Genomic DNA, 14,481 nt, shown 5'->3' on the forward strand with positions numbered 1-14,481 from the left:
CCGGCGTGTACGGAGGCTGAGAACGTCGGCGGAGGGTCAGGCGTCGAGTTCGGGCGGGGCCGTGGGGGCGCCGGGGAGGCGGAGCCAGGCGACGGTGCCGCCGCCGGGCGCGGGCCGCAGCCCCACCTGGCCGCCGGACTGCTGGACGGTACGGGCGACGATGGACAGCCCGAGCCCGGAGCCGGGCAGGGCGCGGGCGGACGGGGAGCGCCAGAACCGCTCGAAGACGTGCGGGAGTTCATCGGCGGGAATGCCGGGGCCATGGTCCCGCACCGTCAACTCCCCCTTTCTGAGCGCGACATCGATGACACCACCCGAAGGGCTGAATTTCACGGCGTTGTCGAGCAGGTTGACCAGCGCCCGTTCCAGGGCCGCCGCCTCGCCGCGTACGTACCAGGGCTCGATCGAGGCGTCGAGGGTGAGCCTGGTGCCGCGCAGCCGGGCCCGCCGCAGGGCGGTGTCCGCGATCTCGTGCAGCGCGACCACCTGGAGCGGCCCGCTGCCGGGCAGCGCGTCCGGCCGGGACAGCTCCTGGAGGTCGCCGATGAGCGCCGCCAGCTCGGTCATCTGCGCCTTGACGCTGCTCATGAGCGCCTTGCGGTCGTCCGGAGGCAGGGCGCGGCCGGTCTCGTCGCTGCGGGCGAGCAGTTCGACGTTCGTACGGAGCGAGGTGAGCGGGGTGCGCAGCTCGTGCCCCGCGTCGGCGATCAGCTGCTGCTGGCGGTCGCGGGAGGAGGCGAGGGCGGCGGTCATGGCGTTGAACGACCGGGACAGCCGGGCGATCTCGTCGTCGCCCTCGGCGGGGATGCGGACGGCCAGGTCCTCGGTGCGGGCCACATGCTCGACGGCGTGGGTCAGCCGGTCCACCGGCTTCAGCCCGGTCCGGGCGATCCACAGCCCGGCCGCCCCGGCGCCGACGACGCCGATGCCCGCGACGAGGGCGAGGACGAGCGCGAGCGTGTTCAGCGGGTCCTGGACCTCGCTGAGCGGGCGGGCCATGGACACGGCGATACCGCGCGGCAGCGGGCTGTCCGGGCCGCCGGACGGCCGGTAGGTGAAGACCCGCATGTCCCGGCCGTCCTCGGCGGTCACGTCGTGCAGCGCGGTCGGCCGCGTCCCGGTGGCGACCTCCACGTCGTCGGCGCTCACCGGCAGCTTCGTCGCCCCGGGCTGGGGGCAGCGGCTGCCGTCGGGCAGCACGATCTGCACGGAGTACGAGCCCAGCGCCCGCGGGGTGTGGCCGTCGTCGTCGCCGGGGTTCTGGCACGCGTCCAGGATGCTCACCACATTGCGCTCGTCGACCTTGACGTTGCGCAGCGACGAGTCGAGCTGTGCGCTGAGCTGTTCGCGCACGATCAGCCAGCACGCGAACGCCGACGCCGCGACCGCGACCGCCACCGCCACCGCGGTCAGCAGGGCCAGCCGCGAGCGCAGCGGGAGTCCGCGGAACCTCACGACGGCTCGCCCTCGGCGGGCCGCAGGACGTAGCCCACGCCGCGCACCGTGTGGACCAGCCGCGGCTCCCCGGCCGCCTCGGTCTTGCGGCGCAGATACATCACGTACACGTCCAGCGAGTTGGACGACGGCTCGAAGTCGAAGCCCCATACGGCCTTCAGGATCTGTTCGCGGGTGAGGACCTGGCGCGGATGCGCGAGGAACATCTCCAGCAGGGTGAATTCGGTCCGGGTCAGCTCGACGCGCCGCCCGGCCCGGGTGACGTCGCGGGTCACCAGGTCCATCCGCAGGTCGCCGAAGGACATCGTGTCGTCGTCGGCGACCGGCGCGCCCGCCGCGGCCGCGTACGAACTGCGGCGCAGCAGGGCACGGATACGGGCCAGCAGTTCGTCCAGCTCGAACGGTTTGACGAGGTAGTCGTCCGCGCCCGCGTCCAGGCCGGTGACCCGGTCGCCGACCGTGTCGCGTGCGGTGAGCATCAGGACGGGCACGGTCACGCCGGTGGCACGCAGCCGCCGGGCGGCGGTGAGCCCGTCCATACGGGGCATCAGCACGTCGAGCACGATCAGCTCGGGGTCATAGGTACCGGCCTTCTCCAGGGCGTCCACTCCGTCGACGGCGGTCTCGGTCGCGTAGCCCTCGAAGGCGAGGCTGCGCTGCAGCGCCTCGCGGACGGCCGGCTCGTCGTCGACGATCAGGATGCGGGCGGGCTGATCACCGTGGTCGGCGGGGCTCATGGATCGGTTTCCTTAAACGGTGGGCGGGGCGGGGACGGGCGATGTGCTGCCAGCCTCGCACGCCGGCCCGCGGCGGGCGGGTCAGCTGTTGCTGTTGCTGCCGCTGTCGCTGCCGCCGTCGCGCAGGGCGGCCAGGTCGGACTTGACGGTGTTGACGGGGATGGAGAAGCCGAGGCCCACGCTGCCCGCGCTGCTGCCGCTCGACTGGGAAGCCGAGGCGTACATCGCGGAGTTGATCCCGATGATCTGGCCCCTCATGTTGATCAGCGCACCGCCGGAGTTGCCGGGGTTGAGCGAGGCATCGGTCTGGATGGCCTTGTACGTGGTCGTCGAGTCGCCGACGTCGCCGTTGTACCGGCCGCCGCCGAACTCGAAGGGCCACTGGCCGCCGCCCTGCCCGCCCTGACCGCCCTGGCCCTGGTCCTGTCCCTGGCCCTGGCTCTCGTCCGTGGAGACGGTGACGTCGCGGTTGAGCGCGGAGACGATGCCGCTGGTGACGGTGCCGGTCAGCCCTTCGGGCGAGCCGATCGCCACGACCTGGTCGCCGACCTTGACCTGACCGGAGTCGCCCAGGGACGCGGCCTTGAGGCCGCTCGCGCCCGCGACCTTGATCAGGGCCAGGTCCTTCTTGCTGTCGGTGCCGGTGACCGACGCGCGCTTCGTGCTGCCGTCGCTGAACGTCACCTTGATCGAATCGGCGCCGGAGACGACGTGGTTGTTGGTGATGATCTCGCCGCCACTGGTGATGACCACGCCGGAGCCGGTGGACTGGCCGTCGGCGGACGTCGCGCTGATCTCCACGATGCTGGGGCTCACGGCCGCCGCCACGGCGGAGACGCCGCTGCCGGCGCTGCTGGAGTTGGCGTTGACGACGGGGGCCGAGACGGTCGTGTCCCCCTTGTCCGCGGCCTGCCCGACCAGGGTCGCCGTACCGCCGCCCACCAGCGCCGAGACGACCGCCACGGCGACGATCAGCCCGGCCGAGCGGGTGACCCGCCGCTTGCGGCGGTCGCCACCGGTGTGCGGTATCGCCGTGGTGTCCCCGGAGGGGGTCGTCATCGGCGTCCGCGGCTCACGGGTGGGCGGCGGCGGGTAGGCCGCCGCGCCGCCGTACGCGTAGGGATAGGACTCGTGGTCGCCGCTACGGCGTGGGCTGTCGGTCATGTCTATGACTGTGCGGCGCGAGTATGAGAGCCAGCTGAGGGCCTGCTGAGAACCAGGGCAGAAGTCGGTATGCCCGACATAAGGGCGCTACGTGAAGGCGCTATGCGAAGGCCGCCGCGCAATGCCGCTACGCGCAGCCGCAGGAGCGCCGTACCACCAGCGCGGACGGGAACTGCCGCATCCGCTCCCGGCGCGAGGCCGCGAGCCGCGGCCCGTCCTCCAGCACCAGGTCGACCGCGGCGCGGGCCATCGCGGGGCGGTCGGAGCCGACCGTGGTCAGCGGCGGGTCGGTCAGACCCGCCTCCTTGACGTCGTCGAAGCCCGCGACGGCCAGCTCGCCGGGGACCTCGATGCGCAGCTCGCGCGCCGCGCGCAGCACTCCGAACGCCTGGTCGTCGGTGGCGCAGAAGATGGCCGGGGGCCGGTCAGGACCGGCCAGCAGGCCGAGGGCGACCTGATAGGCGTCGTACCGGTTGTACGGGGCCTGGAACAGCCGCCCCTCCGTGGACCGCCCGGCCTCCCGCATCGCCCGGCGCCACCCCTCGACGTGGTCGGTCACCGGGTCGCCGACGGTCGGGGTTATCTCGGTGCCGCCGAGGCAGGCCACATAGGGGTGGCCGTGCTCCAGCAGATGGCGCACCGCGAGCTGGGCGCCGCCGACGTCGTCCAGCACCACGGCCACGTCGTCGATCGCCTCGGGCCGCTCGTGCAGCAGCACCACCCGGGCTTCCCAGGCCTCGATCTCGGCGGCGGCGTTCTCGCTGGGGCCCTGGCTGATGAGGATCAGCCCGGACACCCGCATCCCCAGGAATGCGCGCAGATAGTGCACCTCGCGCTCGTCCAGGTAGTCGGAGTTGCCGACCAGCACCATCTTGCCGCGCTCGGCGGCGGCCTGTTCGACCGCGTGCGCCATCTCGGCGAAGAACGGCTGGCGGGCGTCCGGAACGATCAGCCCTATGAGGTCGGTACGCCTGCTCGCCATCGCCTGGGCGACCCGGTCGGGCCGGTAGCCCAGCTCCTTGATCGCGGCGAGTACCCGCTCGCGCGTGGCCGGGGCGACCGGCCTGGGTCCGTTATTGATGACGTAACTGACGACCGCGGTCGAGGTTCCCGCCAGCCTTGCCACATCATCACGCGTCACCTTGGCCACGCGCGAAGTCTACGCGGGTCCAGCTAGGTAATGACCGGCCGTGCGGGCGCCGCTTCACCGGCGGACCGCGCGCCTCCGCCGGAGGGGCCGGAGCCCGCCGGGCCGGGCCGGACGTCCCGGGCCGCGTTCCTGGCCCGGGCCTCCTCGGCGGCCCGCTCGGCCCGCTCGACCTTCTCCGGTGTGACGAAGCGGTAGCCCACGTTACGGACGGTCCCGATCAGCGACTCGTGCTCCGGGCCCAGCTTGGCCCGCAGCCGCCGCACGTGGACGTCGACCGTGCGCGTGCCGCCGAAGTAGTCGTAGCCCCAGACCTCCTGCAGCAGCTGCGCCCGGGTGAAGACCCGGCCAGGGTGCTGGGCGAGGTACTTCAGCAGCTCGAACTCCTTGAAGGTGAGGTCGAGCACCCGCCCCTTGAGCTTGGCGCTGTAGGTGGCCTCGTCCACCGACAGGTCGCCGTTGCGGATCTCCATCGGGCTGTCGTCCGTGGTGATCTGCTGGCGGCCCATGGCCAGCCGAAGCCGGGCCTCGACCTCGGCCGGGCCCGCGGTGTCCAGCAGGACATCGTCGATGCCCCAGTCGGCGGTGACGGCGGCGAGCCCGCCCTCGGTCACCACCAGGACCAGCGGACAGCCGGGGCCGGTCGACCGCAGCAGCTGGCACAGGCTGCGCACCTGCGGCAGATCGCGGCGGCCGTCGATCAGGATGACGTCGGCACCGGGGGTGTCCACCAGGGCCGGGCCCTCCGCGGGGGCGACCCGCACGCTGTGCAGCAGCAGGCCGAGGGCGGGGAGCACCTCCGTCGAGGGCTGGAGTGCGTTGGTCAGCAGCAGGAGGGAACTCATCGTCCACCACCCGCCCCGGCCGTGATCTCGATATCGTGCACGCTTCGCTCGCCCATTGCCTCGGTTTCCTCCTCGGTCCCTTGCGAGAGGGGTACCGCCCGGGCTGTTCGGCCCGGGGGAGTCTGCGGCTACTGCTTCGTACGGTCTGCTCGCACCCCGGGGGCATACGCGCACAGCCACGCTCAAACGCGCGCGGTGCCCCTGAAAGCACAAAAGGACCCGGAGGCGACGTTGCCCAGGTCCTTCACCCAGCAGAATAACCCACATGACACCCGGTGGAGAGGCTGAATCTGCTCGTAGTTTCCTTCCCCCGGCTGCCGCGGGCACTCGGAGAGCCACGCTGCTCGCCGAGGACGGGGTCCCGATCGACGCCCGTTACGAGCCTTCCCGGGCAGCCGGGGGGCTATCCGCGGATGCCCCTGTGATCGTGGTCGCGCACGGGTTCACCGGCGCCCTGGAGCGGCCCGCGCTGCGCCGGGTGGCGTCGGCCTTCACACAGCGTACGGCCGTGATCACGTTCTCGTTCCGGGGTCACGGGCGGTCCGGCGGGCGGTCCACCGTCGGCGACCGGGAGGTCCTCGACCTGGCGGCCGCGGCGCGCTGGGCCCGGGCCCTCGGCCACCGGCGGGTGATCACGGTCGGCTTCTCGATGGGCGGCTCGGTGGTGCTGCGCCACGCGGCGCTGTACGGCCGGCACAGGCCGGATCAGCCGGACCAAATTGAGGGGCGCGAGGGGCGCGAACGGCGCACAGGGGCGCACGCGGCGGGAGCGGACGCGGTGGTCGCGGTGAGCGCGCCCGCCCGTTGGCACTACCGGGGGACGGCCCCGATGCGCCGCGTCCACTGGGCGATCACCCGGCCGACCGGCCGGCTGGTCTCCCGCTACGGGCTGCGGACCCGGATCGACGCCCGCGGCTGGAACCAGGAGCCACTGCCTCCGGTGGCGGCGGTCCCCCTGATCGCGCCGACGCCGCTGCTGATCGTGCACGGCGACCGGGACCCGTACTTCCCGCTGGACCATCCGCGGATGCTGATGGCGGCGGCGGACCGGGCGGCCACGGACCTGTGGATCGAGCCGGGCTTCGGCCACGCGGAGACGGCGGCCCCGGCGGAGCTGCTGGACCGGGTCGCGGGATGGGCCCTCGCCCACACCTGACCCGGTCCGCCCCCGACCCGGCTCGTCAGCGCTACTCCGGCTCGGCCACCGGCTCCGCGAACTGGGCCGCGTACAGCCGGGCGTACGCTCCCCCGGCCGCGACCAGGGAGTCGTGGCTGCCCTGCTCCACGATGCGGCCCGACTCCATCACCAGGATCACGTCCGCGTCGCGGATCGTGGAGAGCCGGTGGGCGATCACGAAGCTGGTGCGGCCGGTGCGCAGCGAGGCCATCGCGTGCTGGATGAGGACCTCGGTGCGGGTGTCGACGGAGCTGGTCGCCTCGTCCAGGACCAGGATGGACGGCCCCGAGAGGAAGGCGCGGGCGATGGTGATCAGCTGCTTCTCGCCGACGCTGACGCCGGTGCCCTCCTCGTCGATCACCGTGTCGTAGCCGTCCGGCAGGGTGCGCACGAAGCGGTCCACATGGGTGGCCTTCGCCGCCTCCACGATCGCCTCCTGGGAGGCGCCCTCCGAGCCGTAGGCGATGTTCTCCGCGATCGTGCCGCCGAACAGCCAGGTGTCCTGGAGGACCATGCCGATGTGGGCGCGCAGCTCTTCGCGCGGCATGGTGGCGATGTCGACGCCGTCGAGCGTGATGCGTCCGCCCCTGACCTCGTAGAACCGCATCAGCAGATTGACCAGGGTGGTCTTCCCCGCGCCGGTCGGGCCGACGATGGCCACGGTCTGGCCGGGGCTCACCGACAGCGAGAGCTCGTCGATGAGGGGCGTGTCGGGCTGGTAGCGGAACGAGACGTCCTCGAACTCGACCTGGCCGAGCACGGTCCGCGGCCCCACCGGGCCCTCCGGGTCCGGGCTCTGCTCCTCCGCGTCCAGCAGCTCGAAGACCCGCTCGGCGGAGGCGACGCCCGACTGGACCATGTTGGCCATGGACGCCACCTGGGTGAGCGGCTGGCTGAACTGCCGGGAGTACTGGACGAACGCCTGGACGTCGCCGATCGACAGCGCCCCGCTCGCCACCCGCAGCCCGCCGACCACGGCGACCAGTACGTAGTTGAGGTTCCCGATGAACGTCATCGCGGGCTGGATGAGCCCGGAGATGAACTGGGCGCGGAAGCCCGCCTCGTACAGCTTCTCGTTCTGCGCCCGGAAGACCTCGGCGGACTCCCGCTCCCGCCCGAAGACCTTCACCAGCGCATGGCCGGTGTACATCTCCTCGATATGGGCGTTGAGCCTGCCCGTGGTCTTCCACTGCTGGACGAACTGGGGCTGGGCGCGCTTGCCGACGCGCGTCGCGACCAGCACCGACACCGGGACGGTGACCAGCGCCACCAGCGCGAGCAGCGGCGAGATCCAGAACATCATGGCCAGCACGCCGACCAGGGTCAGCAGCGAGGCCATGATCTGGCTGAGGGTCTGCTGCAGCGTCTGCTGGATGTTGTCGATGTCGTTGGTGGTCCGCGAGAGCACCTCGCCGCGCGACTGCTTGTCGAAGTACGACAGCGGCAGCCGCGCCAGCTTGTGTTCGACGTCCTCACGCAGCCGGAAGACGGCGCGCTGGACGACGCTCGTGGCCACCCGCGCCTGGAGGAGGTTGAGGAGCGAGGCGACGAGGTACAGGCCCAGCGCCCACAGCAGCACGGAGCCGACCGCGCCGAAGTCGATGCCCTGGCCGGGTGTGACGTTCATCGACGCGACCATGTCGGCCACCGTGCCCTGGCCGCTGTCGCGCAGGTGCTGGACGGCCTCGGCCTTGGTGGCGCCCTCCGGGAGCTGCCGTCCGACGACGCCCGCGAAGATCAGGTCGGTGGCGTGGCCGAGCACCTTGGGGCCCAGCACCGTCAGCGTGATGCTGACCGTGCACAGGGCGAGCACGGCGAAGGCGATACCGCGCTCGGGGCGCAGCGCGGCCAGCAGGCGGAGGCCGGAGCCGCGGAAGTCCATGGACCGCTCGACGGGCTGGCCGCCCATGAAGCGGCCGGGACCGGCGCCGGGCGCGGGGCCCCTGCGGGGTGCCGGAGAATTCGTGGATTGGCTCATGCGGCTTCCTGCTCGGTGAGCTGGGAGAGCACGATCTCCCGGTAGGTCTGGTTGCCGTCCATCAGCTCGCCGTGGGTGCCGCTGCCGACGACGCGGCCCTCGTCGAGGACGACGATCCGGTCGGCGCCGCGGATGGTGGACACCCGCTGGGCGACGATCACGACGGTCGCGTTCCCGGTCTCGTCCGCCAGCGCCGCCCGCAGCCGGGCGTCGGTGGCGTAGTCGAGCGCCGAGAAGGAGTCGTCGAAGAGGTAGACGGACGGCCGCAGGACCAGGGCGCGGGCGATCGCCAGCCGCTGCCGCTGCCCGCCGGAGACATTGGAGCCGCCCTGCGCGATGGACGCCTGGAGACCGCCCTCCATGGCCTCGACGAAGTCCCGGGCCTGGGCGGTCTCCAGGGCCTGCCACAGCTCCTCGTCGGTGGCGTCCGGTTTTCCGTACCGCAGGTTGGAGGCGACGGTGCCGGAGAAGAGGTACGGCTTCTGCGGTACGAGGCCGATGGACCGGGTCATCACCGCGGGGTCGAGGTCGCGTACGTCCACGCCGTCGAGGTGGACACTGCCGTCGGTCGTGTCGAACAGCCGGGGCACCAGCCCGAGGAGGGTGGACTTGCCGCTGCCGGTGGAGCCGATGACGGCGGTGATCCGGCCGGGGTGGGCGGTCAGCGAGATGTCGCGCAGCACGGGCTCCTCGGCGCCCGGATAGCGGAACTCCACGCCCCGCAGCTCCAGCAGCCCGTGACCGCCGTCGGCGGTCGTCCCGGGGGTGACCGGCGCGAGCGGCGGGACGACGCTGGTCCCAGTGTCCAGCACCTCCTGGACGCGCTCGGCGCACACCTCGGCGCGCGGCACCATCATGAACATGAAGGTGGCCATCATCACCGACTGCAGAATCTGCATGAGGTAGCTGATGAAGGCGGTCAGCGCGCCGATCTGCATCTCGCCGCTGTCGATGCGGTAGCCACCGGCCCACACCACGGCGACGCTGGACACGTTCACCACCAGCATCACGGTGGGGAACATCAGCGACATCAGCCGCCCGGCCCGCAGCGAGACGTCCATCAGCGCGGCGTTGGCGCCGGTGAAACGCTTCCGCTCATGGGTGTCGCGGACGAAGGCCCGGATGACCCGGATGCCGGTGATCTGCTCGCGCAGGACCCGGTTGACGGTGTCGATGCGCTCCTGGACGTGCCGGAACAGCGGGCGCATCCGGCGGACGATGAGCGACACGGAGATGCCCAGCACCGGCACGATCAGCAGCAGCAGCCCGGAGAGCGGCACGTCCTGGTCGAGCGCCATGGCGATGCCGCCGACGCACATGATGGGCGCCGACACCATCAGCGTGAACGACATCAGGCACAGCATCTGCACCTGCTGGACGTCGTTGGTGGTGCGGGTGATCAGCGAGGGAGCCCCGAACCGGCCCATCTCGCGGGCGGAGAAGGACTGCACCCGGTCGAAGACGTCGGCCCGGATGTCCCGGCCGAGCGCCATGGCGGTGCGGGCGCCGAAGTAGACGGCGCAGATGGCGCAGACGATCTGCACCAGGGTGATGGCGATCATCAGACCGCCGGTGGTGAGGATGTAGCCGGTGTCGCCCTTGACGACTCCGTCGTCGATGATGTCGGCGTTGAGGGCGGGCAGGTAGAGGGTCGCCAGGGTCTGCACGAGCTGCAATAGCACGATCAAAGTGATCGTTCGGGTATAGGGCCGCAGATACGCCCGTATGAGTCGGACCAGCACACCGAAACCCTAAGCGAGCAGACTGTGGAACCGCCCGGATTTTCCCCGTGGCGTACCGCGTCCTCGGGGCCCTTCCGCACCCGTCATCATGGAGGGCGGCAGAAGACGGGAGAGGGACACGCGATGGCGCTGAACAAAACGCCCGCCGGAACCATCCGGTACTGGGCAGCGGCCCGGGCGGCGGCCGGCACCTCCGAGGAGCCGTACACCGCGGTGACACTGGCCGACGCGCTCGACGTCGCCCGCGAGCGGCACGCCCTGCGCCCGGAGTTCGCCCGGGTCCTGCTGAGCTGTTCGTTCCTGGTCGACGGCGCGCCCGTCGGCACCCGTGATCACAAGACGGTCCAACTGGCCGAGGGCGGCACGGTCGAGGTGCTTCCGCCGTTCGCAGGAGGGTGACCTACGACGTCATGAGCAACCAGCCGCACGATCCGCACCAGCAGTACGAGCCGTATGGGCCGTACGGGTCGTACCCGCCGCCGTACGAGGGACAGCCGTACGAAGGGCGGCCGTACGAGGGGCAGCCGTACGAAGGGCAGCCGTATGAAGGGCAGCAGCAGCCGCCCGCCGACCCGTACGGCGCGCAGCCGCCGCAGCCCCAGCAGCCCCAGGGGCAGCCCGGGTACGGCTACCCGCAGCAGCAGGCGTACCCCCAGCAACAGCAGCCCCAGCAGCCGTACCAGCAGCCCTACGCCGCTCCGTACGCCGATCCCTACGCCGCCGCGCAGCAGGGGTACCAGGGCCAGCAGCAGGAACAGCAGTACCCGGCGGGCTGGGACCAGCAGCAGCACTACGCCCAGCAACAACAGCAACAGCCGTATCAGCAGCAACACTCGTACCAGCAGGCCGCGCAGCAGGCGCAGCGGCCGCCGTACCCCGCCCCGCAGGCGGAGCAGCCCGCCCGGCCCGAAGCCGCCCGGCCCCAAGCTGCCCGGCCCGAGCCCGCCGCGGCGGAGCCCGACCGGCCGATGACCGCCGCCGAGAAGGCCCGCGCCGAGGGCCGCCCCCAGATCGTCGACCCCGGGCTGCAGCCCGCCGCTCTCACGGCCGTCCTGGCCGCCCTGCTCGCGGCCACCGCGCCGCTCGGCCAGGGCGCCGTCGCCGTGGCCGTGGCGCTGCTCCAGGCGATCACGGCGGCCGGCTGGTTCCGGCTGAACGGCATGTGGCCCGCCCGGCAGGGCATCGCGCTCGCCTTCGCGGGCGGCCTCGCCGCCGACGTCGCCCTGCTCACCACCGGGCGCGTCCACGCCCCGACGGTGCTCATCGGCACGATCGGCGTCTGGGTGCTGCTGGTGATCGTCCTCCAGCTGCGCAGCCACGCCTCGGCGGACGAGCGGATGTACGGGCTGACCGCCGCGGTCGCCTCGACCGCCCTCACCGTGATCGCGGCCGGGTATCTGGCCGCGGTCGCCGAGTCCTCGGACGCCGTGGTGGTGGGCGCGGCCGCGGTCGCCGTGGGCACACTGGCCCGCGCGCTGCCGCTGCCGACGCCCGCCGCCGTCGTCCTCGGGCTGCTCGCGGCGGCCGGGGCGGGCGTCGGGGCCGGGCAACTCACCGGCACCGGGACCGCCACCGCCGCCGTGCTGGGGCTCGCGGCCGGGGCGTGCGCGCTGGTGGGGCTGCGGGTCGCGGCGTACGACTACCCGTCCCGTTTCGTCCACCTGACGGCGGGCGTGGCCCTGCCCCTCGCGGCCGCCGCCCCCGCCGTCTACGTACTCGGCCGCGCACTCGTCTGATGTGGCAGGCCCCCGGGTGTCCGCTCCGGTTAGGCTCGCTGCGTCAGGCAAGGGCCTGAGCGAGACCCTGGGGGATCTACGTACATGCGCGCACTACGCATCACACTGATCGTCGCAGTGATATTGGGCGGCCTCTTCGTGGGGGCCGACCGGGTGGCGGTATCCATGGCGGAGTCGAAGGCCGCCGACAAGATCAAGAGTTCACAGGGGCTGACCAACACCCCCCACGTCTCGATCAAGGGTTTCCCGTTCCTGACCCAGGTCGCGGGCAAGGAGCTGGACGAGGTCGACGTCGGGGTGGACGGGCTGACGACGGACGCGGGCGGCGGGACCACCGTCCGCGTCTCCGAGCTGAACGCCCAGCTGCACGACGTCCGCATCGGGGGGAACTTCACGTCCGCGATCGCGAACCAGGCCAGCGGTTCGGCCCATATCTCCTACGCGGACCTCTCACGGGCCGCGGGCCCCGGGGTCACGGTGGGCTACGACCCGGAGGGGACCAACCAGGTCAAGATCACCGGGAATCTGCTGGGCTTCAGCCTCAGCGCCCGCTCCAAGGTGACCATCGTCAACGGCGACACGATCAAGCTGCACGCCGAGCGCGTCCCGGGCGGCTCCATCCCGCAGTGGGAGGACAAGGTGCGCGAGCGCACCGACATCGAGCGGAAGATCGACGGCATGCCGAAGGGCATGCGGCTGGAGACGGTGAAGACCGGCAGGAGCGGCATAGACGTCTCGGTCGTGGGTAATAACGTCGCGTTGACCGGCTGACCCGTCCGCCGCGGACCCCACCGTGTCCACGTAACGAGACGATCATGTCCGCGATGACAGACGCCGACGGCCGCCGGACCCCTCGGCGGCCGTTCTCCGTGGTCCCCCACACCCGTCGGCGTCCACATCGCGGACATTGGCGTCTCACGATTCGACACACCGGTGACATGTCCGCCCGTCCGTCCTTACGATCGGACGCATGAAGCGACAGGCGGACCTCACGAAGCGGCGGGCAGTCGACCTGTGCCGCGTCGCCGCCATGCTCTGTCGCGCCGTCTGAAACCGAGGGCGCGCCCGGCCGCCGCAGCTTCGGCCCCGCCCCCTCCGGCCCGTCTCCCGGGCCGCCCAGCACTCCGCTCGTACGCTCGCGACCAGGCCCCGCGCAGTGCCGCGCGTCGAGCACCCGTACCGCCGCAACTGCCCCGGAGGAGAGATACATGAGCCGCAGTGACGTCCTGGTGGACGCCGACTGGGTACAGGCCCGCATCGATGACCCCAAGACGGTCATCGTCGAGGTCGACGAGGACACGTCCGCCTACGACACGAACCACATCAAGAACGCCATCCGGATCGACTGGAAGCAGGACCTCCAGGACCCGGTGCGCCGTGACTTCGTCGACCAGGCCGGCTTCGAGAAGCTGCTGTCCGAGAAGGGCATCGGCAACGACGACACCGTCGTCCTCTACGGCGGCAACAACAACTGGTTCGCGTCGTACGCCTACTGGTACTTCAAGCTCTACGGCCACCAGGACGTGAAGCTCCTCGACGGCGGCCGCAAGAAGTGGGAGCTGGACTCGCGCGAGCTGGTCGCCGAGGTCCCGTCCCGCGAGAAGACCGACTACCAGGCCCAGGAGCAGGACGCCTCGATCCGCGCCTTCCGCGACGACGTCGTGGCGGCCATCGGCAGCCTGAACCTGGTCGACGTCCGCTCGCCCGACGAGTTCTCCGGCAAGCTGCTCGCCCCGGCCCACCTCCCGCAGGAGCAGTCGCAGCGCGCGGGCCATGTCCCGAGCGCCCGCAACATCCCGTGGTCGAAGTCGGCCAACGACGACGGCACCTTCAAGTCCGACGACCAGCTCAAGGAGCTGTACGAGGGCGAGGGCGTCGACCTGTCGAAGGACACCATCGCCTACTGCCGCATCGGTGAGCGCTCCGCGCACACCTGGTTCGTGCTGCACGAGCTGCTCGGCCAGACCAACGTCAAGAACTACGACGGCTCCTGGACCGAGTACGGCTCGCTGGTGGGCGTGCCGATCGAGCTCGGCTCCGGCAGCTGACCCCTCTCCCCGAACGCAGAACGTAAGGACAAGACACATGTGTGGAGCGCAGACAGGCGGCCCCGACGCCTCGACCATCAAGCCCGGTGAGACCACGATCCAGGGCCAGGTGACCCGCGACGGCGAGCCCGTCACCGGCTACGTGCGCCTCCTGGACAGCACGGGCGAGTTCACCGCCGAGGTCCCCACCTCCGCGACCGGACAGTTCCGCTTCTACGCCGCCGAGGGCACCTGGACGCTGCGCGCCCTGGTCCCGGGCGGCACCGCCGACCGCACGGTCGTCGCACAGCAGGGCGGTCTGGCGGAGGTCGCCATCACCGTCTGACGCCACACCACGCGTCGTAAGGCGTGAGGGCCGCATCCCGGGGTTGGACGCTCGGCGGGATGCGGCCCTTCCGTCTGTGCGCTCCGTCTGCGCGCCTCGTCTGAGCGCTCCATCTGTGCGCCGGTCC

General features: G+C 71.7%; 14 protein-coding genes. 7 read left to right on the forward strand and 7 right to left on the reverse strand.

Annotation, left to right across the window (positions count from 1 at the left end):
- Nucleotides 1-36: 36 nt before the first annotated feature.
- The 5 genes from ABZ370_RS39660 to ABZ370_RS39680 form a co-directional block, all read right to left on the reverse strand.
- The gene (locus ABZ370_RS39660) at nucleotides 37-1,455 is read right to left on the reverse strand and encodes a HAMP domain-containing sensor histidine kinase (RefSeq protein WP_358631939.1); all 1,419 of its coding nucleotides are present in this window, start codon (nucleotides 1,453-1,455) and stop codon (nucleotides 37-39) included.
- Nucleotides 1,452-2,192 (reverse strand): response regulator transcription factor, encoded by a 741-nt coding sequence (locus ABZ370_RS39665; RefSeq protein WP_358631942.1) that lies wholly within the window; start codon nucleotides 2,190-2,192, stop codon nucleotides 1,452-1,454. The genes ABZ370_RS39660 and ABZ370_RS39665 overlap by 4 nt, the downstream gene beginning before the upstream one ends.
- Nucleotides 2,193-2,273: 81 nt before the next feature.
- Nucleotides 2,274-3,356 carry a trypsin-like peptidase domain-containing protein gene (locus tag ABZ370_RS39670; protein ID WP_358631945.1) on the reverse strand — a complete coding sequence of 361 codons (1,083 nt, stop codon included), beginning with the start codon at nucleotides 3,354-3,356 and terminating at the stop codon, nucleotides 2,274-2,276.
- 127 nt (nucleotides 3,357-3,483) lie between these two features.
- Nucleotides 3,484-4,506 (reverse strand): LacI family DNA-binding transcriptional regulator, encoded by a 1,023-nt coding sequence (locus tag ABZ370_RS39675; protein WP_358631948.1) that lies wholly within the window; start codon nucleotides 4,504-4,506, stop codon nucleotides 3,484-3,486.
- A 23-nt stretch (nucleotides 4,507-4,529) separates the two neighbouring features.
- A complete protein-coding gene (locus ABZ370_RS39680; RefSeq protein WP_358631951.1) occupies nucleotides 4,530-5,348 on the reverse strand; it encodes a response regulator transcription factor in 819 nt (272 codons plus the stop codon).
- A gap of 265 nt (nucleotides 5,349-5,613) precedes the next feature.
- Between ABZ370_RS39680 and ABZ370_RS39685 the strand changes: the two genes are divergently transcribed.
- Nucleotides 5,614-6,504 (forward strand): alpha/beta fold hydrolase, encoded by an 891-nt coding sequence (locus ABZ370_RS39685; RefSeq protein ID WP_358631954.1) that lies wholly within the window; start codon nucleotides 5,614-5,616, stop codon nucleotides 6,502-6,504.
- Nucleotides 6,505-6,535: 31 nt separating this feature from the next.
- Here the strand turns inward: ABZ370_RS39685 and ABZ370_RS39690 are convergent, their stop codons facing one another.
- Together ABZ370_RS39690 and ABZ370_RS39695 are read right to left on the reverse strand one after the other, a co-directional pair.
- Nucleotides 6,536-8,434: an ABC transporter ATP-binding protein gene (locus ABZ370_RS39690; protein ID WP_358632088.1), complete on the reverse strand. Its 1,899-nt coding sequence runs from the start codon at nucleotides 8,432-8,434 to the stop codon at nucleotides 6,536-6,538.
- 65 nt (nucleotides 8,435-8,499) lie between these two features.
- Complete coding sequence (locus ABZ370_RS39695; protein ID WP_358631957.1) at nucleotides 8,500-10,245, reverse strand: ABC transporter ATP-binding protein; 1,746 nt, start codon at nucleotides 10,243-10,245, stop codon at nucleotides 8,500-8,502.
- Nucleotides 10,246-10,368: 123 nt separating this feature from the next.
- Here ABZ370_RS39695 and ABZ370_RS39700 point away from each other — a divergent pair, with 123 nt between their 5' ends.
- The 6 genes from ABZ370_RS39700 (at nucleotide 10,369) to ABZ370_RS39725 (ending at nucleotide 14,354) form a co-directional block, all read left to right on the forward strand.
- Complete coding sequence (locus tag ABZ370_RS39700; RefSeq protein ID WP_358631959.1) at nucleotides 10,369-10,644, forward strand: MoaD/ThiS family protein; 276 nt, start codon at nucleotides 10,369-10,371, stop codon at nucleotides 10,642-10,644.
- On the forward strand, nucleotides 10,641-11,981 hold the full coding sequence (locus tag ABZ370_RS39705; RefSeq protein WP_358631962.1) for a hypothetical protein: 1,341 nt from the start codon (nucleotides 10,641-10,643) through the stop codon (nucleotides 11,979-11,981). Before ABZ370_RS39700 ends, ABZ370_RS39705 begins: the two co-directional genes overlap by 4 nt.
- 84 nt (nucleotides 11,982-12,065) lie before the next feature.
- Nucleotides 12,066-12,752, forward strand: a complete 687-nt coding sequence (locus ABZ370_RS39710) for a DUF2993 domain-containing protein (RefSeq protein WP_358631965.1) — start codon at nucleotides 12,066-12,068, stop codon at nucleotides 12,750-12,752.
- 199 nt (nucleotides 12,753-12,951) lie between these two features.
- Nucleotides 12,952-13,032 (forward strand): putative leader peptide, encoded by an 81-nt coding sequence (locus ABZ370_RS39715; RefSeq protein ID WP_350962106.1) that lies wholly within the window; start codon nucleotides 12,952-12,954, stop codon nucleotides 13,030-13,032.
- Nucleotides 13,033-13,189: 157 nt separating this feature from the next.
- Nucleotides 13,190-14,029 (forward strand): sulfurtransferase, encoded by an 840-nt coding sequence (locus tag ABZ370_RS39720; RefSeq protein ID WP_358631968.1) that lies wholly within the window; start codon nucleotides 13,190-13,192, stop codon nucleotides 14,027-14,029.
- 37 nt (nucleotides 14,030-14,066) lie between these two features.
- Nucleotides 14,067-14,354 carry a DUF1416 domain-containing protein gene (locus ABZ370_RS39725; RefSeq protein WP_358631970.1) on the forward strand — a complete coding sequence of 96 codons (288 nt, stop codon included), beginning with the start codon at nucleotides 14,067-14,069 and terminating at the stop codon, nucleotides 14,352-14,354.
- Nucleotides 14,355-14,481 lie beyond the last annotated feature (127 nt).

It is taken from the genome of Streptomyces sp. NPDC005962, assembly GCF_040629205.1.
Lineage (GTDB): Bacteria > Actinomycetota > Actinomycetes > Streptomycetales > Streptomycetaceae > Streptomyces.